The following is a 24,279-nucleotide window of genomic DNA, read 5'->3' as shown; positions in this document are numbered from 1 at the left end:
CTTAACCTATGGCCGAAGCCTTCAACAATTTCGCGATGTCCTTCTGGACCCGCTTGACCTTCTCCACATCGCTGGACACCGCGCCTTTCGGGAAGCGCATCATCAGATTGCCCAGCGGGTCGATCAGGTACACATGATCGGACACGCGGTCCGCGCCGTCCGTACCACTACTGCCATCCAGCGGCAGCCACTGGTCCACCACGGCGGCCGGCGCGCGCAGCATGCGGGTGCCGTCATTCACGCGCAGCAGCATGGTTTCCAGCGGCTCGTTATCGGTGATCAGCCACACCCGTTCGATGCGCTCCATCTCCTTGCCCTGCATGGTGCGCAGCTGGCGCATCGCAAACAGCTGGTCCTGGCAGTCCTGCTGGCAATCGGACGGCCCGACTTTCAACATGATCCACTTGCCCTTGTAATCCTCCAGCCGCGCCGGCTTGCCATCCAGCGTGGTGCTGGCCATGGCCGGAATCGGATACTGGCGCGGATCGATCAGCGCGCCATAATTGGTGACGCCGCCCTTCGGTTTGATCACGTAATAGGTGAAGTATGACGCAATCAGCGGCGCCGCGCACACCGCCAGCACGGCCAGCAGTTTCCAGCGGCCGCGCGACACATTATTTGCTTTTTCCACGTCTGAATCCGTTCACCACAAAGAAGATAACCGCCATCGCCGACAGTGCGTACCACTGGAAGGCATAGCCCTGATGTTTTTCCACGCCCAGCGACGGCGCCGGCCAGTCGCGCACCAGCTGCGCATCGTCGCCGGCCGGCTGGGCCGGCATGCCCTGCTCCACAACGAACGGCTGCATGGTCAGGCCGCTGTCCTTGGCCACCTGCAGCGGATCGGCGTTCTGCACGATGGCGTTGGGTGTCAGCGGCGGCGTCGTGCCCAGTTCCATCACATGGCCGGCATTGAGCCGCGCCACGCCCTGCAAAGTGACCGTGCCATCCGGCGTGGCGTACACCGGCAACTTGTCGCGCACCGCCGGATCGCGCGGCAGCCAGCCGCGCGCCACCAGCACGTGCATGTTCGACCCCGCTATTTTAAACGGCATCAGCAGATAGAATCCGGCCCGGCCCTGGTACGGGCGGTTGTCCAGATACACCGGCCAGTCGCGCACGAACTCGCCGCTGACGGTGATGCGGCGCCAGGCCACGGCATCGGCCGCCAGCGGCGCGCCATCCAGCACCAGCGGCACCGCCTCAACGCCCTGCGCCAGCTTGTGCTGCAAGGCGATCTTGTCGTTGGCGCGGCGCTCCTGCCAGTTGCCCAGCTGTATGCCGAGCGCCACCACCAGCACTGTGGCCACGAAAGGAATCAATTTAAAGCGGAACGCCATTACAATGGAACCTCGATCAAATCGCCACTCCCTCATGAGATGAAAATTGCTATTGCCATTGCATTCATGCTGATCCTTGGCAGCCTGGGATCGGCGCTGTTCTTCCTGATGCGCGACAAGGGCCGCAGCAACAACACCGTGCGCTCGCTGGCGGTGCGGGTGGCGCTGTCGATCACGCTATTCCTGCTGATCCTGCTGGCCTACAAGCTCGGCTACATCCAGCCCAAGGGCATCCGCATGGGCTAAAAAAAAAGCCGCACCGTGTGCGGCTTTTGCGGCGTATGCCATTATAACCAGTAGACCACCACGTAGAGGCCCAGCCACACCACGTCCACGAAGTGCCAGTACCAGGCCGCGCCTTCAAAGGCGAAGTGGTTGTCCGGCGTGAAATGTCCCTTCAGTACGCGGTACAGCACCACCGACAGCATGATCGCCCCCATCGTCACGTGGAAGCCGTGGAAGCCGGTCAGCATGAAGAAGGTCGAACCGTAGATGCCCGAGGTCAGCTTCAGATTCAGTTCGGTGTACGCATGGTGATACTCATACGCCTGGAAGCCCATGAACACCGCCCCCAGCAGCACCGTGGCAAACAGCCAGATCGCCGTCTGCGCGCGATGGCCGGCGCGCAACGCGTGGTGGGCGATGGTCAGCGTCACGCCCGAGGTCAGCAGCAAGGCGGTGTTGATGGTCGGGATCGGGAACGGCCCCATGGTCTGGAACGCCTCCACCGTGCCGGCCGGCGTGGCGCCGCCCCAGGACGGCGCGTAGTCCGGCCAGACGAATTTGCTGTCCAGGTCGCCCAGCCAAGGCATCGAGATGCTGCGCGCATAGAACAGCGCGCCGAAGAAGGCGCCGAAGAACATCACTTCGGAGAAGATGAACCAGCTCATCGACCAGCGATAGGAATGGTCGATGCGCTGGCTGTACAAGCCGCCCTCCGATTCCTTGATGGCGTCGCCGAACCAGAAATACAGCACGGTAATGGTGCCAAGGATGCCGATCAGATTGGCGGCCGGCCCCCATGACGCATCATTGACCCAGGCCGAGGCGCCGATCATGGTCACCAGCAGCGACAGGCCGGCCAGCAGCGGCCAGCGCGACGGACCGGGCACGAAATAATACGGTGCCGCGGCGCCCTGTGGACTTGTTGAACTCATCTTCATCTCCCCATTTTCACTTATTTAGCGACTACGAATTTGACGATTGTTATCAGTACGCCGATGAACACCGCCACCGCCAGCAAGGCCGCGATGATGATGTGCAGCGGATTCAGTCCCTGCTGGTCGGCGTCGAAATCGCGCTTGCGGCGCAACCCCACGAACGACCACAGCACGGCCTTGAGCGAATACAGGAACCCGGGCTTGTCCGCCATCTCAGTTGGCCGCCGTCTTCACCAGCCCGCCGCCCACCTCGAAGAAGGTATACGACAGCGTGATGGTTTTCACATCCCTGGGCAGCTTCGGATCGATGTAGAACACCACCGGCATCTGTCGCGCTTCCTTCGGCTTCAGCGTTTGCTGCTTGAAGCAGAAGCATTCCACTTTCATGAAATACGGCATCGCATTCTGCGGCGCGTAACTCGGGATCGCCTGCGCATTCATCTCGCGCGGCTGGGTGTTGACCACTTCGTACATCACCGTGTTCAGTTCGCCCGGATGCACCGTCATGCTGGCCTGCGTCGGCCGGAAGCGCCATGGTCCCTGGGCGTTGCCGTCGAACTCGATGGTGACGTTGCGGCTCTTGTCCACCTGCGTGTTCTGGTCCAGCGCCACCGTGCCGTCCTTCTGGGTCAGCACATTGATGCCCAGCGCTTCGCAGATCTGGCGGTAGAACGGATTGAGCGCATAGGCAAAGCCGAACATCACCGTCGCGATGACGATCAGCTTGCCCAGCAGCTTTTTGTTCTCGGTCATGTCAGCTCAGCCAGATGCGCTTGACGAACACCGAGGCGAAGAAGAACGCCGCCAGGCCGAACAGGATCAAGGCGGTGCGCAGGTTGTTCGGCTTCTTTTGCCCGTTCATGATTATTTGAACTCTGGTGGGGTTTCGAAGGTGTGGAACGGCGCCGGCGACGGCACGGTCCACTCCAGGCCTTCCGCGCCTTCCCATGGCTTGGCTTCGGCTTTCTTGCCGCCACGAATGGTCGGCAGGATCACGAAGAACAGGAAGAACACTTGCGACAGGCCGAAACCGAAGGCGCCGATGGTGGCCACCATATTGAAGTCGGTAAACTGCGCCGAGTAGTCGGCGTAGCGGCGCGGCATGCCGGCCAAGCCCAGGAAGTGCATCGGGAAGAAGGTGACGTTGAAGGTGATCAGCGACAGCCAGAAGTGGGTCTTGCCCATGGTCTCGTTGTACATATGGCCGGTCCATTTCGGCGACCAGTAGTAGAAGCCGGCGAACAGCGCGAACAGCGAACCAGCCACCAGCACGTAGTGGAAATGCGCCACCACGTAGTAGGTGTCCTGCAGCTGGATGTCGATCGGCGTTACCGCCAGGATCAGGCCGGTGAAGCCGCCGATGGTGAACACGAAGATGAAGCCGACAGCGAAGAGCATCGGCGTTTCAAACGTCATCGAGCCGCGCCACATGGTGGCGATCCAGTTGAACACCTTCACGCCGGTCGGCACTGCGATCAGCATGGTGGCGTACATGAAGAACAGCTGCGAGGTCACAGGCATGCCGGTGGTGAACATGTGGTGCGCCCAGACGATGAACGACAGAATCGCGATCGACGCGGTGGCATACACCATCGAGGCGTAGCCGAACAGCTGCTTGCGGGCGAACGCCGGCAGGATCTGCGAGACGATGCCGAACGCCGGCAGAATCATGATGTACACCTCGGGGTGGCCGAAGAACCAGAAGATGTGCTGGTACATCACCGGGTCGCCACCGGCGGCGGCGTTGAAGAACGAGGTGCCGAAGTGGCGGTCGGTCAGCGTCATGGTGATGGCGCCGGCCAGCACCGGCATCACGGCGATCAGCAGGTAGGCGGTGATCAGCCAGGTCCAGCAGAACATCGGCATCTTCATCAAGGTCATGCCGGGTGCGCGCATGTTGAGGATGGTGACGATGATGTTGATCGAGCCCATGATCGACGAGGCGCCCATCAGGTGCATCGCGAAGATGGCCATGTCCATGCCCGGTCCCATTTGCGTCGACAGCGGCGCGTACAGCGTCCAGCCGGCGGCGGTGGCGCCGCCCGGCGCCAGGAACGAGGTGGCCAGCAGGATCGCCGCTGGCGGCAGCAGCCAGAACGAGAAGTTGTTCATGCGCGCGAACGCCATGTCGGAGGCGCCGATCTGCAGCGGAATCATCCAGTTGGCGAAGCCGACGAAGGCCGGCATGATGGCGCCGAACACCATCACCAGGCCGTGCATGGTGGTCAGCTGGTTGAAGAATTCAGGCTGGAAGAATTGCAGGCCGGGCTTGAACAGCTCGGTGCGTATCATCAGCGCCAGCACGCCGCCGGACAGCAGCATGATGAACGAGAACCACAGGTACAGCGTACCGATGTCCTTGTGGTTGGTGGCAAACAGCCAGCGCGCCGGACCATGGGGATGGTCGTGGGCGTGGTCATGCTCGTGGCCGTGATCCAAAGTAGTAGTGCTCATCTGTAACGCTCCTGATTACTTACGTGCAGCCACAACTTCGGCTGGTTGAACGATGTTTTCCTCAGCCTTGTTCGTCCAGCTATTGCGGGTGTAAGTAATGACAGCCGCGATATCCGTATCCGACAATTGCTTCCAAGAAGGCATTTCGACGGGATATTTCCCGCTCTTTTTACCGTGCAACAGCACGCTGATTTGTTCCGCTTTCGGTCCGGTCACCACCGGCGAACCGTCCAGCGCCGGGTAGGTCGAAGGCAAACCGCGGCCGTTGGCCTGGTGGCAGGCCACGCAGTTGGTGCTGTAGACTTTTTCACCCTTGGTCTTCAGCTCGTCAATGGTCCAGGTTTTGTTCGGATCATCGGCCAGCGCCGCCATTTCCTTCTTCTTGCCGTCGACCCAGACCTTGTAGTCGGCGTCGCTGACCACCCGCACCACGATCGGCATGAAGGCGTGCTCCTTGCCGCACAGCTCCGAGCAGTAGCCGCGGAAGGTGCCGGTGTGTTCGGCCTTGAACCAGGCGTCGCGCACGAAGCCGGGAATCGCATCCTGCTTGACCGCAAACGCCGGAATCGACCATGAGTGGATGACGTCGTTGGCGGTGGTAATCATGCGGATCTTGCGGTGCACCGGCACCACCACCTCATTATCGACTTCCATCAGATAGTTGTCGCCACGTTTCTCGGTCGGCGCGAAGCCTGGCGCGCCGACTTGCGCGCGCGGCGTCGACAGATTGGACAGGAAGGAAATCCCCTCGCCCTCGCCTTTCAGGTAATCGTAGCCCCACTTCCACTGCATGCCGGTGACCTTGATGGTGATGTCGGCGTTGGAGGTGTCCTTCATGCCGACCACGGTGCGGGTGGCGGGCAGCGCCATGCCGATCACGATCAGGAACGGCACGATGGTCCAGGCCACCTCGACAGCGGTGGATTCGTGGAAGGTGGCCGGCTTGTGGCCGAGCGACTTGCGGTGCTTGAAGATCGAATAGAACATCACGCCGAACACTGCAATGAAGATGACCAGGCAGACGCCCATCATCCAGTTGTGCAGGTCGTAGACTTCGGTGGCGATGCGGGTGGCGGGTGGTTGCAGGTTCAGTTCGCCGGCTATGGGGCCGCCGGTACCCCCGGTGGCGGCGCCGTAGGTGCCGGCTGCGGCGCCGGTTGCGGTGTCAGCTGCCCACGCTGGTGCCCCGGCGGCCAGCATGGCCAGCCCGAACATCAACGCTTGAAGTCGCTTCGCATATGTCATGTTTTCCCCAACTGCCCAAGAAATTAAAATATTTTTTTAACGTCCTGCCGGCTATCGGTGAACTGAACCGGCGACGCTCCTTAAACAACCACCGCATCGTTGGATGCGCGATTCTGCTTAATGCTTCTGCTTAATTCACTGCACGTTCGTATTCGATACCTTGTTTGCCATGGTGGCAAAGTTAGTGATTGATTATATAGAACAAAAACGTAGCACATCAAGCAATAAACTATGGTGTTGCCATACGGCCCTACGCCGCATGGCAACATGAAACCCGCATTTAGCGCGGCTTGCGCGGCGGATCGAAGCGGATGATCGCTTCGCCCTTGGAAGTCACCTTGGGCGCCGGGCGGAACGCGTGGCCGTAGATAACCTCGAAGGTCAAGCCCAGTTTGCCGTCGCTGCGGCGGCCCCGTTCCAGCGTGCCCAGCATGCGTTGCCAGGCCACCTTGCCCATCATGCTGCGGCGCAGCGTGGTGAGCGGATTGCCGCCCAAAGCGCGCACGTCCGACAACAACGCCAGCGGCGTATCGTAGGTCACGGTGATGGTTTCCATGTCCAGCACCGGGGTCGAAAACCCGGCTTCGACCAGCTGATCGCCGAAATCGTGCATGTCAACGAAGGGCAACACGTGCGGCGCCAGGTCGGCTTCGGCAAAGGCGGTGCGCAGCTCGCGCAGCGAATCCGGGCCGAAGCAGGAAAACATCAGCAGGCTGTTCACGCGCAGCACGCGGCGCCATTCGGCAAACACGCGGTCCGGCTGCGGGTGCCAGTGCAGCGCCAGGTTGGACCAGACCAGATCCAGCGAGTTCGGGCCCAGCGGTAAGTCGGCAAAATCGCCGCACAGCAGCTCGACGCCGCTCCTTGACGGCAATAGCTTGCTCAGCAGCTGGTTCAGCGACGACGACTTGGCGCCCGGGCCCTGGGCCGTGCGCAGCATCGCTTCGGCGGCGTCCAGGCCCACAATCTGGGCGGTGGGATAGGCTTTTTGCAACAACGGCAGATCGGCGCCGCTGCCGCAGCCGGCATCCAAAACGCGCGAAGGCGCTATTTTAATCAATTCCAGCCGGTCGAACATGCGCGATGATATTTCCCGACGCAGGAAATCGGCCGGGGCAATACGTTGCGGACGGGAAAACAGCTGACGGACGCGCTCGAGGTCGATCGGAGCGCTCAGTTTGGGGGGATTGGCGGGGACTTGCATGATGATAGGTCGTTGTAATGCGATAATGTCGGCAGTGTACATGGTTGAACGCCATCGCGACGACGACCGGAGCGGTTTTCAGGGCGGAGGCGTGGCATGAATGACAAGATCGGGGCTACGGCCGGCGATCCGGCGACTAGTACGGCGCCGGATGCGGCGCTGGCTGCGGCTGCGGCTGCGGGGCCAGCGTGCGGCGCGAGGCTACGCGCGTTGCTGCGACATAGTGCGCGTGGCCTGCTGCGCCACCTGTTGCCCAGCGCTTGCGCCCTGTGCGGCGGCGACAGCGACGACGCCTTGTGTGCCGGCTGCGCAGCGCAATTCTTCGGTCCCGCCGCCGCCATCGCCCGCTGCCCGCGCTGCGCCAACCCGCTGCCCGGCCAGGCGTCGGGTGCTGTTGAGGCAACAGCGGGAGCGCCGCAAGGCCGCCCCGGCGCGCCTGGGCGAACGGCGATGGCTGGCCAGTTGTGCGGCGTCTGCCTGACCGCCCCGCCGGCCTTCGACCGCACGCTGGCCGCTGCCGACTACGCTTTGCCGGTCGACCAGCTGGTGCTGCAGTTGAAATTCGGCCACCGCCTGGCGCTGGCCCCGCTGTGCGCGCGTCTGCTGCGCGACGCCGTGCTGGCTGAAGGCAATGTCGCCTTGCCCGCCCTGCTGTGCCCGGTGCCGCTGGGACCGCGCCGGCTGGCGGGACGCGGCTACAACCAGGCACTGGAAATCGCCCGGCCGCTGGCACGCGGCCTGGGCATCGCGCTGGCGCCGCGCCTGTTGCAGCGGGTCCGTGAAACCGCCGCCCAGAGCAGCGTCGCCCCCGAACGGCGCCAGCAGAACATCGCCGGCGCCTTCGCGGTGCCGGACGCCGCCCTGGTGGCAGGTCGCCACATCGGCGTCGTCGACGACGTCATGACCAGCGGCCGCACCTTGAACGAAGTGGCGGCAACATTAAAACGCCACGGCGCCGCGCGGGTCAGCAACTTCGTGTTCGCCCGCACGCCGCCGCACTGATATAGCAAAGGAAAAAAGCATGTTCCACGTCGTCCTGGTCCACCCAGAAATTCCGCCGAACACCGGCAACGTCATCCGCCTGTGCGCCAACACCGGCGCCCAGCTGCACCTGATCGAACCGCTGGGCTTCCCGCTGGAAGACGCCAAGCTCAAGCGCGCCGGCCTGGACTACCACGAATATGCCCGCATGAAAGTGCACAAGGACTGGGACGCCTTCTTGGCCGAGATTCAGCCCGACCCGGCGCGCATGTACGCGATGACCACGCACGGCTCGTCGCCGTTCGCCCAAGCCAGCTTCCAGCCGGGCGACGTGTTCGTATTCGGCTCGGAAACCGCCGGCCTGCCGCCAGCGCTGCGCGACACCTTCCCGCCGGCGCAACGCATCCGCCTGCCGATGCGGCCCGACAACCGCAGCATGAACCTCGCCAACACCGTCGCCGTGGTGGTCTTCGAAGCCTGGCGCCAGAACGGCTACGCCGGCGGCGCCTGAACTCCGGGGTCAGGTCCCCCATTTCTACACGACCTCAACCCTAGCCGGCTGCTACGGCTCAGCTCCTGTAGAAATGGGAGACCTGACCCCGGGTTGGTGTTTCCATACGGAGCCGGCGACGCCGGCGATCAGCAGCACGATGGCCAGCAGTTCCAGCGGACGCGGCATCTGGTGCTGGTAGAGGAAGCCGTACAACAGGCCGAACAGGGTTTCAAACAGCAGCAGCTGGCCCGACAGCGTGACCGGCACGCGCCGGCTCGCGAGGTTCCATAGCTGGTTGCCGATCACCGACGCGCCCAGCGCGACGATCGTCACCACGCTCCAGAAACGCCACCAGTCGCGCCCCGCTGCACCGTCGCCGCCAACCGCCATTACCACCGCCCCCAAGGCCAGCGCCACCAGGCCGGTACTTAAACCGTACAAGCCCGACCACTCGGCGCCGCTGAAATGCAGGTTGCGTTTGAGGAAGCGGGCGTTGTCCACCGCGTACCACGTCCAGCACAGCAGCGCGCCGAACGCGCACAACATGCCCAGCGCCACCTTGGTCCAAGGCTGCGTCGCGCCCTGCGCATGCGTGAACACGTCCAGGTTGATGCAGACGATGCCCGCCGCCACCAGCGTCAGCGGCCACGCCAGTTGCCGCAGTGGCAAGGCGCCATGGTCGCGTCGCCCCAGCAGGGTCACGCTCAACGGCAGCATGCCGATGATCAGCGACGCCGCCGCCACGCCCGCCAGTTGCACGCCGGTCGACAGCAGCAGGTAATAGACGATGTTGCCGGCCAGCGCGTGCCGCAACAGCACCGCGCACTCGGCCCGCGTCACGCGGCGCAGCAGGCCGTTCAGGCGCGGCAATAGTAACAACAAGGTCATCAGGCCATAGGCCAGGTAGCGTCCCAGCGCCAGCTCCATCGGCGAAAATTCCGCCAGCCAGCGCGGCATCACAAAAATCATGCCCCAGAAGGCTCCGGCCGCAAGGCCGCATAACACGCCATACCACATACAGTTCTCCTTTTCCGGGAACCATTGTGGCGGCGCGCACCGCGCAAGGATTGTGTGGGACTAGCGGATTTTTGTCTGGCCCTGCTTGCGGTAAGCCAGCGGCGTGATGTCCATCGCGCGCCGCATGGCGTGCGTCAGTGCGCTCTGGTCGGCGTAACCGGCCTGCGTGGCCAGCTGTGCAATCGGCTGCGACGATTCCACCAGCTGGCGGCAGACGAAGCGCAGCCGCATCGCGTTCAGCCAGGCCTGCGGGGTGGTGTCGAGTTCTTCGCGGAACACGCGGTGCAGGCTGCTGACGCTCATGCAGGCCAGGCGCGCCATGCTATCGGTATTCCATGGCTGGCCGGGCGCTGCTTCAAACTGCGTCAGCGCTGCCTGCAGGCGCGAGGCGGGCCGCAGCGGCTGGTGGGTCAGCGATTCCAGCAGCAATGGTGTCCAGTGCGTCAGTACACCGGCGCCGGCCGCGCCTTGCGCATAGATCAGGCCCATGAAGTCGATCAGCCTGGCGCTCGCCGCCCCGATCGGCGCATACGGACGTTCGGCCAGCCGCCCCGCCGTCTCAGGCGCCACACCGGCCAGGTCGAAGTCGAGGATCAACGATTGATTGGATTCCTGCGAAAACTGCGTGTGCACCAGTCCCGGCGCGATGAAGGCAGCGCGCAGCGGATGCAGCACACCGCTGGCGCCGTTGATATCCAGCATCAGCTTGCCCCTGAGCGGCAGCACCATCTGGGCGAAATCGTGCGCATCCGAGAATGGCGCGCTGTAGCTGCGCAAGTCGATTCCGGTCGCTGTCATGGCGTTAGCGGCGGACCGCCCACAGCGCCAGCAGGGCCAGCAGGCCGGCGCCCAGCAAGCCCACCAGAATCGTCGTGGCCGCCATGATGGCGGCCGGATTGCGCAAGCCGGAGAATTCGGCGGCAAAGGCCAGCGTCACTGCTGTGATCAATTGCCCCGGCAGCACGAAGCGCAGGCTACGGAATGCCCACGGATTGGCGCGTAGCCAGAAGCGGCGCGCCACCATCAGCGGCGGTCCCCACAGCGCCAGCAAAAACGCCAGCACCGCCACCAGGATAAGGATCAGTCTCATTTGAACGTGCGAACCTTGGTCAGCAGCTTGGTGGTCGAGCGGTCGTGCTCGAAATCGATGGCGACCGCCTGGCCGCCGTAAGCCAGCACCGCCTGACCTTCGGGAATCGCATCCATCTGGTAATCGCCGCCCTTGGCGTAGATTTCCGGACGCGCCTGCTGCACCACTTCCAGCGCGGTGTCTTCGTCAAAGTCCACCACCAAGCTGACCGACTCCAGCGCAGCCAGCACCGCCATGCGGTCGGCGGCGGTGTTGAGCGGGCGGTCGTCGCCCTTGCCCAGCCGTTTGACGGAAGCGTCGGTATTGGCGGCTACCACCAGCGAGGCGCCCAGCGCGCGCGCCTGCGCCAGATAGGTGACGTGGCCGCGGTGCAGGATGTCGAATACGCCGTTGGTCAGCACGACCGGCTTGGGCAGCGCCGCGACGCGGGCGGCCAGTTGTTCGCGGGTGCAGATTTTTTCTTCAAATTGAGGCATGGCTGGTTTCTAGGTGTTGGATTCGTGGTCTGGTGCTGCTTCTTGTTCAATGCTCAGCGCGCCAAAGGCGGCGCCGCCCTCGCCCGGTTCGGCGCGGCCGCCGTGCAGCTTGATCTGCAAGCGCAGGCCGTTGGCCGAGTCGGCATTGCGCAGCGCCTCTTCGTAGGCAATATAGCCTTTATTATAAAGTTCATACAGCGCCTGGTCGAACGTGCACATGCCCAGTTCGCGCGATTTGTGCATGATCTCCTTGATGCTCTGGAAATTCCCCTTGAAAATCATCTCGGCGATGGTGGGCGTGTTGAGCAAAATTTCAATCGCCGCCTTGCGGCCCGTGCCATCCTCGGTGCGGATCAGCCGCTGCGAAACGATGGCGCGCAGGTTGGACGACAAGTCCATCAGCAGCTGGTTGCGCCGCTCTTCCGGGAAGAAGTTGATGATGCGGTCCATGGTCTGGTTGGCGTTGTTGGCGTGCAGCGTGCCCAGGCACAGGTGGCCGGTTTCGGCAAAGGCAATCGCGTGCTCCATGGTTTCGGTGTCGCGGATCTCGCCGATCAGGATCACGTCCGGCGCCTGGCGCAGCGTGTTCTTCAGCGCGTTGTGCCACGACAGCGTATCGACGCCGACCTCGCGGTGCGTGACCAGGCAGGCTTTGTTCTTGTGCACGTACTCGACCGGATCTTCCACCGTGATGATATGGCCGGCCGAATGGGCGTTACGGTGATCGATCATCGCCGCCAGCGTGGTCGACTTGCCGGAACCGGTGCCGCCGACCACCAGCACCAGCCCGCGCTTGGTCATAACGATGTCCTTCAGCACCTCCGGCAGTTCCAGCTTTTCCAGAGTCGGGATCTCGGAGGCGATGGTGCGGATCACGATGCCCACATGCTGTTGCTGCACGAAGACATTGACGCGGAACCGGCACACCTCCGGTAGCGAGATGGCAAAATTGCATTCCAGCTCGGTCTCGAACTCGCGCTGCTGCTTGTCGTTCATGATCGACAGCGCCAGTGCACGCGTCACGCTGCCGCTCAGCTTCTGCTGGCTCAACGGCTTCATCGCCCCTTGCGCCTTGATACTGGGCGGGAAATCGGCGGCGATGAACAAGTCCGAACCGCCGGTGTGGTGCATCACCTTCAGCAACTTGTGCAGATAGGCCTGAGCTTCTTCCGGACCAAATGTGGTGGACATATACGCCTTTCGGATTGTCGTCGCATTATATTCCGCTACAATAGCTCAACTTGGCGTTCCTTTATTGCATCCCAGCATCGCCTGTGTTCAAATAACTTCATGACACTGACCGAACTGAAATACATTGTCGCCGTGGCAAGGGCGAAGCACTTCGGACACGCGGCCGAAGCCTGTTACGTTGCCCAGCCGACGTTGTCGGTCGCCATCAAGAAACTCGAAGACGAATTGGGCGTGGTCCTGTTTGAACGGGGCGGCGCCGAAATCTCCGTCACGCCGCTGGGCGCGCAGATCGTCGCCCAGGCCGAGCGCGTGCTCGAACAAACCGCCGCCATCAAGGAACTCGCCAAGCAGAACAAGGACCCGCTGGCCGGACCGCTGCGCCTGGGCGTGATCTACACGATTGGCCCGTACCTGCTGCCGCCGCTGGTCAAAGGCATGATAGCCAACGTGCCGCAGATGCCGCTGATCCTGCAGGAAAACTTCACCGTCAAGCTGCTGGAGATGTTGCGCCAGGGCGAACTGGACGCCGCCATCATGGCGTTGCCGCTGCCGGAACACGGTATGGCCATGCAAGTGTTGTATGACGAACCCTTCGTGGTGGCGATGCCGGCCGCGCACCCGTGGACCAAGCGCAAGCTGATCCCCGCCGACGACCTCAAGACCGAGAACATGCTGCTGCTTGGTAACGGACACTGCTTCCGCGACCAGGTACTGGAAGTATGTCCCGAGATGGCGCGTTTCTCTGCGCCGGGCAATGGCATGCAGCGCACCTTTGAAGGGTCGTCGCTGGAAACCATCCGTCACATGGTAGCCAGCGGCATCGGCCTGACCGTGCTGCCGCGCGCCTCGGTGCCGGACATGGACACCAAGGAAGGCATGCTGCAATTCCGCCCGTTCGAGGAACCGGCGCCGTCGCGCCGCGTGGTCATCGTGTGGCGCAAAAGCTTCACCCGCAAGGCCGCGATCGACGCCGTGTGCGACGTGGTGGCATCCTGCAACTTGCCGGGCATCACCACCCTCTGCGCCGAAGCATGACGCCGGGCGCCAGGATTTGCGATAATCACCGCTTTCCTGTTACCCGAAGTGACATATGAACAAGCTGGGGCTCTACCTTCGTCTGATCCGGATGGACAAACCGATCGGCACCGTGCTGCTGCTGTGGCCGACGCTGATCGCGATGTGGCTGGCCAGCGGCGGCGTGCCGGACTGGCACCTGCTGCTGATCTTCATCCTCGGCACCTTCCTGATGCGCTCGGCCGGGTGCGCCATCAACGACTACGCCGACCAGGACATCGACAAATTCGTCAAGCGCACGGCGCAGCGCCCGATCACCAGCGGCCGCGTCAGCGGCAAGGAAGCAGTGGCAATCGCCGTAGTGCTGACCTTGGTCGCCTTCTGCCTGATCCTGCCGCTGAATGCGCTGACCAGGCAGCTGTCGGTGGTGGCGGCAATTCTGGCCGGCACCTATCCCTACTTCAAGCGCTTCTTCGCGATTCCGCAGGCTTACCTCGGCATCGCCTTTGGCTTCGGTATCCCGATGGCGTTCGCGGCGATCCAGAACCACGTGCCGCCGGTGGCCTGGCTGCTGCTCATCGGCAACGTGTTCTGGACCCTGGCCTACGACACCGAATACGCCATGGTCGACCGCGACGACGACCTGAAGATCGGCATCAAGACCTCGGCGATCACCTTCGGCCGCTACGACGTCGCCATCATCATGGTGTGCTACGCGCTGCACCTGGCGATTCTGCTGGTGTGCGGCTGGCAACTGGGCCTGCGCCTGTGGTTCGTGGCCGGGCTGGCGGTGGCGGCCGGCATGGCCTGCTATCACTACACGCTGATCCGCAACCGCGAACGCGATCCCTGCTTCTACGCCTTCCGCCACAACAACTGGCTGGGCGGCGCCGTGTTTGCCGGCGTGGCGCTGGATTACGCGCTGCGCTAGGCTTCACAGCGTCAATTGAGCGCACGCAAAGTGGTGACTTGGCCGATACTTACACTGGTTCTCTTTTCCCACCAGCACACACAGACGAGGTCACCATGAGTCAGAACGACATTGCAGACAGCCAGTCCGCCAGCGCCACCGCCCGCGACCAGCTGATCGACGGCCTGAAAAGCTCCATCAACGAAGCCGAGAAATGGCTGGAGGACAGCGCCGACGACGTCAGCGAAGCCGCCTCCGCCGCCCGCATCCGCTTCGACGACACGCTGCGCACCGCCATCAGCGACCTGCGCAAGCTGGAAGACAGCATCCTCGCCCACAGCCGTGACGCCGCCGACAGCGTCAACGTCTACGTGCGCGACAATCCATGGAAGGCCGTCACCGTCGGCGCCACCATCGGCCTGCTGGTCGGCGTGCTGCTCAGCCGTAAATAATTCCGGACGCCGCGCCGTCGCGCGCGGTGGCCGGACAGCCGATCACACGCTGCCCAGCTCGTCGCCCAGCTCCTTGCCGCGGGCGGCGGCGGCTTTCATGGCGCTGATGATGGATGCTTTGATGCCGCTGCGTTCCATGCTGGTCAGCGCGGCGTAGGTGGTGCCGCCTTTCGACGTGACCCGCTCGCGCAGCAGCGACACCGGTTCGCTCGATTGCAGCGCCAGCTGGGCCGCGCCGGTAAAGGTGGCCAGCGCCAGCTGCTTGCCCTGCTCCGCGCTCAGGCCCATTTCCTCGGCCGCCTGCTGCATCGCTTCGATGAAGTAGAACACATAGGCCGGGCCGCTGCCGGAGACCGCCGTCACCGCATCGATCTTGCTTTCATCATCCAGCCACACGGTCGGGCCGACTGCGCGCAGGATGTCGTCGGCGGCCTTGGTCTGCTCGGCGCTGACGCCCGGCATGGCCACCATGCCGGTGATGCCCTGGCCGATCAGCGCCGGCGTGTTCGGCATGCAGCGCACGATGGCGCCATGGCCGCCGAGCCAGCGCGACAGGTCGGCGCCGCGGATGCCGGCCGCGATCGACACGATCAGCGGCGGCCGCGCCGCATCGAGGAACGGCAGCAGCTGCGCCGCCACTTCGCGCATGCTTTGCGGTTTGACCGCCAGCACGATCACATCCGCCGCGCCGACCGCTGCACCGGTTGCGGCGGCAGTGGTCACGCCGTACTGCTGGTGCAGCCGCGCCAGCGCGTCCGCGTTCGGGTCCGCCACGTGGATGTTGGCGCCGGCGGTCAGTTTATTCGCCAGGCCGGCGATCAGGGCCGCGGCCATATTGCCGCCGCCGATAAATGCAATTTTCATGATTCAAGCCTTGTTGTAATGGCGCGCGCCAAAAATCGCGCTGCCCACGCGTACGATCGTGGCGCCCTCGACAATCGCGGCCCGCAGGTCGGCCGACATGCCCATCGACAGCGTGTCGAGCGCCAGCCCGTCGGCGCGCAGTTGGTCATATACAGTCCGCAGCTGGGCGAAGGCCGCGCGCTGCTGGTCAAAGTCCTCGGCCGGCTCGGGGATCGCCATCAGGCCGCGCAGGGTCAGGTTGGGCAGCGCGGCGACCTTGTGGGCCAGCGCCGCCACGTCCTGCGGGGCGACGCCGCTTTTGCTGGCCTCGCCGCTGATATTCACTTGCAAACAAATCTGCAGCGGCGCCAGCCCGGCCGGCCGCTGTTCGGACAGCCGCTGCGCGATCTTTTCGCGCTCGACCGTGTGGACCCAGGCGAAGTGCTCGGCAATCGGCCGCGTCTTGTTGCTCTGGATCGGGCCGATGAAATGCCACTCCAGCGCCGGCCCGCTGTCCCCCAGGGCCTGCTGCACGGCGAGGATCTTGTCCACGCCCTCTTGCAGATAGTTCTCGCCGAACGCGCGCTGGCCGGCCGCAACCGCCTCCAGCACCGCCTCCGGCCCAAACGTCTTGGACACCGCCAGCAGCTGCACGGCGTCCGGCGGACGGCCCGATTCTTGGGAAGTGGCAACAATTGTCGCGGTGATGGCTTGCAAGTTCTGGCGGATCGGGGACATAATCAATGAGTAAGGACCGTTAAAACAGCTAGATAGACGTCTGGGCACAGGGATTATAAATGGACATCTCCGAACTACTCGCATTCTCCGTCAAGAACAAGGCTTCGGACTTGCACCTGTCCGCCGGGCTGCCGCCGATGATACGGGTGCACGGCGACGTGCGCCGCATCAACCTGCCGCCGCTGGAGCACAAGGACGTGCACGGCATGATCTATGACATCATGAACGACTCGCAGCGCAAGGCCTACGAGGAAATGCTGGAGGTCGACTTCTCGTTCGCGATTCCCGGCCTGGCGCGTTTCCGCGTCAACGCTTACAACCAGGAGCGCGGCGCCTCGGCGGTGCTGCGCACCATTCCGTCCAAGATCCTCAGCCTGGAAGACCTGAACGCGCCCAAGATCTTCGCCGAATTCGCGCTGAAGCCGCGCGGGCTGGTGCTGGTGACCGGGCCGACCGGCTCCGGCAAGTCGACCACGCTGGCGGCCATGGTCAACCACCTCAACGAAAACGAGTACGGCCACATCCTGACGATCGAAGACCCGATCGAGTTCGTGCACGAATCCAAGAAATGCCTGATCAACCAGCGCGAAGTGGGACCGCACACGCTGTCGTTCAACAATGCGCTGCGCTCGGCATTGCGGGAAGACCCGGACTGCATCCTGGTCGGCGAGCTGCGCGACCTGGAGACCATCCGCCTGGCCTTGTCGGCGGCGGAAACCGGCCACCTGGTGTTCGGCACGCTGCACACCTCGTCGGCGGCCAAGACCATTGACCGTATCGTCGACGTGTTCCCGGCCGATGAAAAGGAAATGGTGCGCGCCATGCTGTCGGAATCGCTGCAGGCCGTGATTTCGCAGACGCTGTTGAAAACCAAGGATGGCGCCGGCCGCGTGGCGGCGCACGAAATCATGGTGGCGACGCCGGCCATCCGCAACCTGATCCGCGAAGCCAAGGTGGCGCAGATGTATTCGGCGATCCAGACCGGCAGCAGCGTCGGCATGCAGACGCTGGACCAGAACCTGACCGACCTGGTCCGCCGCAACATCATCAGCGGCGCCGCCGCCCGCAGCGCCGCCAAGTCACCCGACAACTTCCCCGGTTAAAGAAAGCACAGAATGGAACGCGATCAGGCCTCAAAATTCATGTTCGACTTGCTGCGCCTGATGCTGGCCAAGAAGGGCTCGGACCTGTTCATCACCGCCGGCTTTCCGCCGGCCGTCAAGATCGACGGCAAGATGACGCCGGTGTCGGCCCAGCCGCTGACCGCCGCCCATACGCTCGATCTGGCCCGCGCCATCATGAACGACAAGCAGGCCGCCGGCTTCGAGCTGACCAAGGAAGCCAACTTCGCCATCAGCCCCGGCGACATCGGCCGCTTCCGCGTCTCCGCCTTCGTACAGATGGGCGCGGTCGGCATGGTGCTGCGGACCATCAACTCCGACATCCCCAAGCTGGAAGAGCTCGGCCTGCCCGAGGTGCTGAAGGACGTGGTGATGGCCAAGCGCGGCCTGGTGATCATGGTCGGCGCCACCGGTTCCGGCAAGTCCACCACGCTGGCCGCCATGGTCGGCTACCGCAATGAACACAGCTACGGCCACATCATCACCATCGAAGATCCGGTCGAGTTCGTTCACCCGCACAAGAACTGCATCGTCACCCAGCGCGAGGTCGGGGTCGACACCGACGACTGGGCGGTGGCGCTGAAGAACACGCTGCGCCAGGCGCCGGACGTGATCCAGATCGGCGAGATCCGCGACCGCGAAACCATGGACCACGCCATCGCCTTCGCCGAAACCGGCCACCTGTGCCTGGCCACCTTGCACGCCAACAGCGCCAACCAGGCGCTCGACCGCATCATCAACTTCTTCCCCGAGGAACGCCGCCAGCAATTGCTGATGGATTTGTCGCTGAACCTGAAGGGCATGATTTCGCAGCGCCTGATTCCGAAGAAGGAATCCAAGGGCCGCGCGGTGGCCATCGAAATCATGCTCAACTCGCCGCTGATCTCGGACCTGATCTTCAAGGGCGAGGTGCACGAGATCAAGGAGCTGATGAAGAAGTCGCGCGAACTGGGCATGCAGACCTTCGACCAGTCGCTGTTCGACCTGCACGAAGCCGACCTGATCACCTACGAGGACGCGCTGCGCAACGCCGACTCCGTCAACGACCTGCGCCTGACCATCAAGCTGGAAGGCAAGGCCGCGAAAAACCGCGACCTGTCGGCCGGCACCGAACATTTGGGACTCATTTAATGAACACGATTTTCGATCTCTCCGCCGACAGCCTGAGCGGCCAGCCGGTCGACCTGGCCCAGTACAAGGGCAAGGTGCTGCTGATCGTCAACACCGCCAGCAAGTGCGGCTTCACGCCGCAATACAAGGGACTGGAAGCGGTCTACCAGCAATTCAAGGACAAGGGGGTCGAAGTGCTGGGCTTCCCGTGCAACCAGTTCGGCGCACAGGAACCGGGCGCGGCCGACGAAATCGGCGCCTTCTGCGAGAAGAACTACGGCGTCACTTTCCCGCTGTTCGCCAAGATCGACGTCAACGGCGAACATGCCCACCCGCTGTTCCAGAAACTCAAGAAGGATGCGCCCGGCATCCTGGGCACCGAAGGCATCAAGTGGAATTTTACAAAGTTTCTGATTCGCAAGGATGGCACCGTCTACAACCGCTACGCCCCGACCACCAAGCCGGAAGAGCTGATCGCTGACATCGAAAAGCTGCTTGCTGAGTGATCTCGACAACAAAATGTCCAGTACAAAGGTTAAATGCCGAAAACGTTTTCCGAAAAAACGTGTCAGAGCTTAACTTTTAGGTAATAATGAATTTTGGTCGTTTCCTGTCGAATCCGTCGTCTATGTCCTTAATGGGAAAAATCCTGTCACCCTGGCTGCGGATGGGGATGTACTCCAGGCTGTTCCTGCCCATCTTCCTGATCATCGCGATGGTGGTGGGCATACGGTATCACCTGATGCTGGAGTCCGAGACCACCTACGCCAACGCGCGCTATCAGCATGATGCCGATGAGCTGGCCGCGCATTTGAGCAAGGCGCTGCTGCCGGCGCTGGCGGCGCCCGACCGCGCCGGCATCGATGCGACCTTGTCCTCGGCGCTGCTGCTCAACGCCGACCTCGACGCCGCGCGGCTCGACTATCCGGGGGGCCATCTGGAAGCGTTGCGCAGCGCGCATGCGGCGCCGGAATATCCGGCCTGGTTCACGCTGCTCAGCCCTATCGTCCATAACAGCCGCACGCTGGCCGTCGGCGACGCCACGCTGATGCTGGATTTCGAGCCGGTCCAGCCGCTGAACGGCGTCTGGCGCAACGTCCATCAGCAGGCCGTGATCTCGGCGCTCAACGTGGCCATCATCTACACCCTGCTGGGCATCATCATCTTCGCCAACAAGCGCATGTTGCGCCGCCTGGCCGACGCCACCAACCGCTTCCAGGCCGGCGACCACGACGTGCGCCTGCCGGTGCGCGGCACGCTGGAGGGACGCATGCTGGCCTCCACCTTCAACAACATGGCCCAGCGCGTGCAGGCGCTGGTGCACAAGCTGCAGCAAAGCCAGAATGACCTGAGCGCGCAGCTGACCCGCACCCTGCTGGCGCAGCAGCAGCTGCAAGTGGAGAAGGACCGCATCGAAGTGACGCTGGCGTCGATCGGCGACGCCGTCATCACCACCGATTTGCACGGCAAGATCGACACCATCAACGAAGTGGCGCAGCAGCTGACCGGCTGGCCCGAGTCGCGCGCGCGCGGCATGGAGCTGCACCAGGTGTTTGTGTTGGCGAATAACTTCGGCCAGCATTCGCTGCTGAAGGCGATGAAGCAGATCTACGCCGGCGGCGAAGTGGTCAAGGTCGGCAACCAGAGCCTGCGCAACCGCGTCGGCCAGACCAGCACCGTGGAATATACCGCCAACGCCATCCGCACGCCGCAAGGCGAGGTGCAAGGGTCAGTGCTGGTGTTCCGCGACGTGACCGAACGCCGCCAGCTGATGCAGCAGATTTCGTGGCAGAGCAATCACGACATCCTGACCGGCCTGCCCAACCGCGCCGCGCTGGCGCTGCGTTTCGAGCAGGAGGTGCAGCGCGCGCGTGAGCACAACTACCTGCTGGCCGTGTGCCTGTTCGACCTCGATCACTTCCAGCACGTGAACCAGACCATGGGCCAGGCGGTGGGCGACGAAGTCTTGAAGCAGGCCGCCAGCCGCCTGCACGACTTTGCCGGCCAGCGTCACTACGTGGCGCGCCTGGGCGGCGACGAATTCGTGCTGCTGCTGCCGGAACTGAACGACCGCGCCGCCATCGACTACGCCATGAGCAAACTGATGGCGGCCCTGGCGCGCGATTACGTCTGTAGCGGCAAGGCGGTCAGCATGTCGGCCAGCGTCGGCATCGCGGTCTATACCGGCAACGACATCAGCGCCGACAACCTGCTGCGGCATGCCGATCAGGCGCTGTACCAGGCCAAGATCACAGGACGCAATCGCCATCACTTCTTTGACGCCGACCTCGATGAGCAGGTCCGCACCCACCACAACCGCCGCACCGAAGTGCGGGCGGCGGTGCACGACAATGAACTGGTACTGTTCTATCAGCCCAAGCTGGATATGCGCAAAGGCCGCATCGTCGGCATGGAAGCGCTGCTGCGCTGGCAGCATCCGCTGCGCGGCATCATCTCGCCGGGCGACTTCCTGCCGATCGTGGAGCACAGCGATGTCATTGTCGATATCGGCGAGTGGGTGCTGCGCGAGGCCTTGCGGCAGCTGGAGTCGTGGCGCTCGTTCGATGCCGACTGGGTGATTTCCGTGAACATCGCGGCGCGCCATTTCCAGCGTCACGATTTCGTCGAGCGGCTGACAGAGATCCTGGCCGAATTCCCGGACGTGCCGCCGCATATGCTGGAGCTGGAGATCCTGGAGTCGTCGGCGCTGAGCGACATCGCCCACGTACGCAGCATCATGCTGGCGTGCCAGGCGCTGGGCATCAGCTTTGCGCTGGATGATTTCGGCACCGGCTATTCGTCGATGTCCTACCTGAAGCGGCTGCCGGCCGATGTGCTGAAAATCGATCAGAGCTTCGTGCGCAATATGCTGGTGGACCGGGATGACCTGCATCTGGTCAGCGCGGTGATCGGGCTGGCGCGCTCGTTCGGCCTGGGCGTGATTGCGGAGGGCGTGGAGACCATCGAGCATGGCGCCATGCTGATGCGCCTCGGCTGCGATCTGGTGCAGGGTTATGGCATTGCGCGGCCGATGCCGGCGGATGATGTGCTGGCGTGGGTAGGCAGCTTTGACACCGCAGCTGCGGTGTGGCAGGCTGCAGCCAGCTTGCCGCCGATCGTCAGCCTGCACGCGGACCCGGCGGGCGGCGGGTCGCAGCTGGCGTTAATTTAAGGCGCGGTCGATCAGTTCTATCCAGTGCATCACCGGCTTGTCGGTGCCGGATTGCAGATGCGCGCTGCAACCGACATTGGCGGAGACGATGGTGTCCGCGCCGGTGTCGTGCAGGTTGGCCAGCTTGCGGTCGCGCAGTTGTAGCGACAACTCCGGCTGCAATAGCGAGTAGCTGCCGGCCGAGCCGCAGCATAGATGGCTGTCCGCACACAGCACCACATCAACGCCCACCGCGCGCAACACGCCTTCGACCTTGCCGCGAATCTGCTGGCCGTGCTGCAGCGTGCATGGCGGATGATAGGCCACGCGCCCAGCCGTCTTCGCCGTCGCACGCCGCGCCAGTTCCGGCTCAAACTGCGGCATGACCTCACTCAGGTCGCGCGTCAACGCCGAGATGCGCTGCGCCTTGTCCGCATACGCCGGATCATGCGCCAGCAAATGGCCATACTCCTTCACCGTCACGCCGCAGCCCGACGCGGTCATCACAATCGCCTCCACCGCACCGGATTGCACATATGGCCACCACGCATCGATATTGCGCCGCATATCGTCCAGCGCCGCCTCCTGCTGATTCATATGATGCCGCAGCGCGCCGCAGCATCCCGCCTTCCGCGCCACGATCAACTGCACGCCCAGCGCATCGAGCACGCGCGCGGCGGCGGCATTGATATCCGGCGCCAGGGCCGGCTGCGCACAGCCTTCCAGCACCAGCATCTTGCGCGCATGCTCACGCGTGGGCCAGACACCGGCGGCCTGCTGGCGCGGCACCTTGTCCTGCATCGCCGGCGACAGCAACGGCCGGAAAACCTGCCCCGCCCGCAACGCCGTCTTGAAGACCGCCTTACGCGCCAAGCCCTCCACCAACACCTTGCGCTTGACCCGCTCCACCAGCGGACGCTGCACCCGCTCCTCCACCACCTTGCGTCCGATATCCAGCAAACGCCCATACCTCACACCGGATGGACAGGTGGTCTCGCAGTTGCGACAGGTGAGGCAACGGTCCAGATGCAGCTGCGTCTTGGCCGTCACCGGCTCCCCCTCCAGCACCTGCTTGATCAGATAGATACGCCCACGCGGCCCATCCAGTTCATCGCCCAGCAACTGATACGTCGGACAGGTTGCCGTGCAAAAGCCGCAATGCACGCAAGCGCGCAGAATCGCATCGGCCTCCTCGCCCTCGCGCGTATGCTTGATGAAATCAGCGAGATTGGTTTGCATACATACGTCCCGGATTGAAGATCCCGGCGGGATCGAACGACTGCTTCAAACGCTCCTGAATCTTTGCGACCGCCGGCGCCAGCGGATGGAATACACCAACGCTCTTGTCGCCACCCCGGAACAAGCTAGCATGACCGCCTGATGCTGCAACCGTGCGGCGTATGCTTTCCGCATCCGCATCATCCACCTTGAGCCAACGCTGCGAACCGCCCCACTCGATCAGCTGCTCCCCGCGCAGAATAATCGCGCTGGCATGCGACGGAACCGACATGCGCCACACGCTGCCGCCACTGAAATACGCGTGCGTCTGATCGCGCAACGCAGCCCAGAAGTTCGCCGCATCCGCTTCAGCAAGCGGCTGGCCGCCAAGGCGGCGCTGCGCCGCCTGCACCGCTGCATCCGCGCCGGACAGGCGCAAGGTCAACACACCCCGATGCCAGCAACTGGCCGATATCGGCAACGGCTGCCCAGCCCATTCGTTCAAGTGCGCCAGTGCGTCGATCTCGCTCATTTCAAACCGCAGGCTGGCTTCGCGCAGCGGTAACGGCAGCACTTTCAGCGACACCTCCAGGATCAAGCCCAGGGTGCCCAGCGACCCGGCCAGCAATCGCGAAACGTCATAGCCCGCCACGTTTTTCATCACCTGCCCGCCGAAGCGCAGCACCTCGCCACGGCCATCCATCAACACCGCGCCAAGCACAAAATCACGCACCGCACCTGCACTGGCGCGACGCGGCCCGGACAGCGCTGTGGCCACCACGCCGCCAATCGTGGACTCCGGGCCGAAGCGCGGCGGTTCAAACGCCAGCATCTGGTGGTGCTGCGCCAGCAGCGTCTCGATCTCCGCCAACGGCGTGCCGCAGCGCGCCGTGATCACCAACTCGGTCGGCTCATACGAAATGACGCCGCTGTTGGCGCGCGTATCCAGCAGCTCGCCGTCCAGCGCCTGTCCATACCAGTCCTTGGTGCCGCCGCCGCGCAGACGCAACGGTGCACCGGCGGCGCTGGCGGCACGAATACGGTCGGAAAAATCAGCGTAAGAAGTCATCG

28 protein-coding genes are annotated in these 24,279 nt (G+C 63.5%); 10 read left to right on the top strand and 18 right to left on the bottom strand.

The genetic code is table 11. The features are described 5' to 3' along the window. Position 1: 1 nt before the first annotated feature. The gene (locus GTP55_RS03030) at positions 2-631 is read right to left on the bottom strand and encodes an SCO family protein (RefSeq protein WP_161043510.1); all 630 of its coding nucleotides are present in this window, start codon (positions 629-631) and stop codon (positions 2-4) included. Beyond that, positions 615-1,346, bottom strand: a complete 732-nt coding sequence (locus tag GTP55_RS03025; protein WP_161043829.1) for an SURF1 family protein — start codon at positions 1,344-1,346, stop codon at positions 615-617. Before GTP55_RS03025 ends, GTP55_RS03030 begins: the two co-directional genes overlap by 17 nt. Before the next feature lie 33 nt (positions 1,347-1,379). On the opposite strand from GTP55_RS03025, the gene GTP55_RS03020 reads away from it, so the two are divergent. Next, a complete protein-coding gene (locus tag GTP55_RS03020; protein WP_161043509.1) occupies positions 1,380-1,586 on the top strand; it encodes a twin transmembrane helix small protein in 207 nt (68 codons plus the stop codon). Positions 1,587-1,627: 41 nt separating this feature from the next. Here the strand turns inward: GTP55_RS03020 and GTP55_RS03015 are convergent, their stop codons facing one another. The 7 genes from GTP55_RS03015 to GTP55_RS02990 form a co-directional block, all read right to left on the bottom strand. Then, the gene (locus tag GTP55_RS03015; protein ID WP_161043508.1) at positions 1,628-2,497 is read right to left on the bottom strand and encodes a cytochrome c oxidase subunit 3; all 870 of its coding nucleotides are present in this window, start codon (positions 2,495-2,497) and stop codon (positions 1,628-1,630) included. Between the two features lie 20 nt (positions 2,498-2,517). Continuing rightward, positions 2,518-2,712: a DUF2970 domain-containing protein gene (locus GTP55_RS03010; protein ID WP_161043507.1), complete on the bottom strand. Its 195-nt coding sequence runs from the start codon at positions 2,710-2,712 to the stop codon at positions 2,518-2,520. 1 nt (position 2,713) lies between these two features. Then, positions 2,714-3,253 (bottom strand): cytochrome c oxidase assembly protein, encoded by a 540-nt coding sequence (locus tag GTP55_RS03005; protein ID WP_161043506.1) that lies wholly within the window; start codon positions 3,251-3,253, stop codon positions 2,714-2,716. Between the two features lies 1 nt (position 3,254). After that, the gene (locus tag GTP55_RS29740; protein WP_217363440.1) at positions 3,255-3,362 is read right to left on the bottom strand and encodes a cytochrome oxidase small assembly protein; all 108 of its coding nucleotides are present in this window, start codon (positions 3,360-3,362) and stop codon (positions 3,255-3,257) included. 2 nt (positions 3,363-3,364) lie between these two features. Continuing rightward, complete coding sequence (gene ctaD, locus GTP55_RS03000; RefSeq protein WP_110847327.1) at positions 3,365-4,954, bottom strand: cytochrome c oxidase subunit I; 1,590 nt, start codon at positions 4,952-4,954, stop codon at positions 3,365-3,367. Between the two features lie 15 nt (positions 4,955-4,969). After that, positions 4,970-6,199, bottom strand: a complete 1,230-nt coding sequence (gene coxB / locus GTP55_RS02995; RefSeq protein WP_161043505.1) for a cytochrome c oxidase subunit II — start codon at positions 6,197-6,199, stop codon at positions 4,970-4,972. A gap of 280 nt (positions 6,200-6,479) precedes the next feature. After that, the gene (locus GTP55_RS02990; protein ID WP_161043504.1) at positions 6,480-7,403 is read right to left on the bottom strand and encodes a methyltransferase domain-containing protein; all 924 of its coding nucleotides are present in this window, start codon (positions 7,401-7,403) and stop codon (positions 6,480-6,482) included. Positions 7,404-7,499: 96 nt separating this feature from the next. Here GTP55_RS02990 and GTP55_RS02985 point away from each other — a divergent pair, with 96 nt between their 5' ends. Together GTP55_RS02985 and trmL are read left to right on the top strand one after the other, a co-directional pair. Next, the gene (locus tag GTP55_RS02985; protein WP_161043503.1) at positions 7,500-8,405 is read left to right on the top strand and encodes a ComF family protein; all 906 of its coding nucleotides are present in this window, start codon (positions 7,500-7,502) and stop codon (positions 8,403-8,405) included. A gap of 19 nt (positions 8,406-8,424) precedes the next feature. Then, positions 8,425-8,895: a tRNA (uridine(34)/cytosine(34)/5-carboxymethylaminomethyluridine(34)-2'-O)-methyltransferase TrmL gene (gene trmL / locus GTP55_RS02980; RefSeq protein ID WP_161043502.1), complete on the top strand. Its 471-nt coding sequence runs from the start codon at positions 8,425-8,427 to the stop codon at positions 8,893-8,895. 51 nt (positions 8,896-8,946) lie between these two features. On the opposite strand, the gene GTP55_RS02975 is transcribed toward trmL, so the two are convergent. Genes GTP55_RS02975 through GTP55_RS02955 form a run of 5 tightly spaced genes read right to left on the bottom strand, consistent with a single transcriptional unit; the run spans position 8,947 to position 12,651 of the window. Further along, positions 8,947-9,894 (bottom strand): DMT family transporter, encoded by a 948-nt coding sequence (locus tag GTP55_RS02975; RefSeq protein WP_161043501.1) that lies wholly within the window; start codon positions 9,892-9,894, stop codon positions 8,947-8,949. 60 nt (positions 9,895-9,954) lie between these two features. Beyond that, complete coding sequence (locus GTP55_RS02970; protein ID WP_161043500.1) at positions 9,955-10,692, bottom strand: AraC family transcriptional regulator; 738 nt, start codon at positions 10,690-10,692, stop codon at positions 9,955-9,957. A gap of 4 nt (positions 10,693-10,696) precedes the next feature. Continuing rightward, positions 10,697-10,984: a hypothetical protein gene (locus GTP55_RS02965; RefSeq protein ID WP_161043499.1), complete on the bottom strand. Its 288-nt coding sequence runs from the start codon at positions 10,982-10,984 to the stop codon at positions 10,697-10,699. Further along, on the bottom strand, positions 10,981-11,460 hold the full coding sequence (gene rfaE2 / locus GTP55_RS02960; RefSeq protein WP_161043498.1) for a D-glycero-beta-D-manno-heptose 1-phosphate adenylyltransferase: 480 nt from the start codon (positions 11,458-11,460) through the stop codon (positions 10,981-10,983). Before rfaE2 ends, GTP55_RS02965 begins: the two co-directional genes overlap by 4 nt. A 9-nt stretch (positions 11,461-11,469) precedes the next feature. Further along, positions 11,470-12,651, bottom strand: coding sequence for a PilT/PilU family type 4a pilus ATPase (locus tag GTP55_RS02955; protein ID WP_161043497.1), 1,182 nt, complete (start codon positions 12,649-12,651; stop codon positions 11,470-11,472). 99 nt (positions 12,652-12,750) lie between these two features. On the opposite strand from GTP55_RS02955, the gene GTP55_RS02950 reads away from it, so the two are divergent. The 3 genes from GTP55_RS02950 to GTP55_RS02940 all read left to right on the top strand — a co-directional run bounded on the left by GTP55_RS02950 (position 12,751) and on the right by GTP55_RS02940 (position 15,027). Beyond that, positions 12,751-13,686 carry a hydrogen peroxide-inducible genes activator gene (locus GTP55_RS02950; protein WP_161043496.1) on the top strand — a complete coding sequence of 312 codons (936 nt, stop codon included), beginning with the start codon at positions 12,751-12,753 and terminating at the stop codon, positions 13,684-13,686. Between the two features lie 55 nt (positions 13,687-13,741). Continuing rightward, positions 13,742-14,596 carry a 4-hydroxybenzoate octaprenyltransferase gene (ubiA, locus tag GTP55_RS02945; protein WP_161043495.1) on the top strand — a complete coding sequence of 285 codons (855 nt, stop codon included), beginning with the start codon at positions 13,742-13,744 and terminating at the stop codon, positions 14,594-14,596. Positions 14,597-14,691: 95 nt separating this feature from the next. Next, positions 14,692-15,027 carry an ElaB/YgaM/YqjD family protein gene (locus tag GTP55_RS02940; RefSeq protein WP_161043494.1) on the top strand — a complete coding sequence of 112 codons (336 nt, stop codon included), beginning with the start codon at positions 14,692-14,694 and terminating at the stop codon, positions 15,025-15,027. Between the two features lie 42 nt (positions 15,028-15,069). On the opposite strand, the gene proC is transcribed toward GTP55_RS02940, so the two are convergent. Next, complete coding sequence (proC, locus tag GTP55_RS02935) at positions 15,070-15,891, bottom strand: pyrroline-5-carboxylate reductase (protein ID WP_161043493.1); 822 nt, start codon at positions 15,889-15,891, stop codon at positions 15,070-15,072. A gap of 3 nt (positions 15,892-15,894) precedes the next feature. Continuing rightward, positions 15,895-16,608: a YggS family pyridoxal phosphate-dependent enzyme gene (locus GTP55_RS02930; RefSeq protein WP_161043492.1), complete on the bottom strand. Its 714-nt coding sequence runs from the start codon at positions 16,606-16,608 to the stop codon at positions 15,895-15,897. Positions 16,609-16,667: 59 nt separating this feature from the next. Here GTP55_RS02930 and GTP55_RS02925 point away from each other — a divergent pair, with 59 nt between their 5' ends. The 4 genes from GTP55_RS02925 (at position 16,668) to GTP55_RS02910 (ending at position 22,011) form a co-directional block, all read left to right on the top strand. Next, positions 16,668-17,711, top strand: coding sequence for a type IV pilus twitching motility protein PilT (locus tag GTP55_RS02925; RefSeq protein WP_161043491.1), 1,044 nt, complete (start codon positions 16,668-16,670; stop codon positions 17,709-17,711). A 12-nt stretch (positions 17,712-17,723) separates the two neighbouring features. Then, a complete protein-coding gene (locus GTP55_RS02920) occupies positions 17,724-18,860 on the top strand; it encodes a PilT/PilU family type 4a pilus ATPase (protein ID WP_161043490.1) in 1,137 nt (378 codons plus the stop codon). Next, entirely contained in the window at positions 18,860-19,345 is a 486-nt protein-coding gene (locus tag GTP55_RS02915; protein WP_161043489.1) for a glutathione peroxidase, read from the top strand. The genes GTP55_RS02920 and GTP55_RS02915 overlap by 1 nt, the downstream gene beginning before the upstream one ends. A gap of 167 nt (positions 19,346-19,512) precedes the next feature. Further along, a complete protein-coding gene (locus GTP55_RS02910) occupies positions 19,513-22,011 on the top strand; it encodes a putative bifunctional diguanylate cyclase/phosphodiesterase (RefSeq protein ID WP_229257714.1) in 2,499 nt (832 codons plus the stop codon). Here GTP55_RS02910 and glcF read toward each other — a convergent pair. Both glcF and glcE read right to left on the bottom strand, forming a co-directional pair. Further along, positions 22,003-23,229, bottom strand: coding sequence for a glycolate oxidase subunit GlcF (glcF, locus tag GTP55_RS02905; RefSeq protein WP_161043488.1), 1,227 nt, complete (start codon positions 23,227-23,229; stop codon positions 22,003-22,005). The two genes, GTP55_RS02910 and glcF, sit on opposite strands and share 9 nt — an antisense overlap. Next, positions 23,210-24,277 (bottom strand): glycolate oxidase subunit GlcE, encoded by a 1,068-nt coding sequence (gene glcE, locus GTP55_RS02900; RefSeq protein WP_161043487.1) that lies wholly within the window; start codon positions 24,275-24,277, stop codon positions 23,210-23,212. Before glcE ends, glcF begins: the two co-directional genes overlap by 20 nt. Positions 24,278-24,279: the final 2 nt, after the last annotated feature.

Source organism: Duganella margarita (assembly GCF_009857535.1).
GTDB classification, from domain to species: domain Bacteria; phylum Pseudomonadota; class Gammaproteobacteria; order Burkholderiales; family Burkholderiaceae_D; genus Rugamonas; species Rugamonas margarita.
The sequence above is the reverse complement of the archived record's forward strand: the minus strand, read 5'-3'. Positions and strand labels throughout refer to the sequence as shown.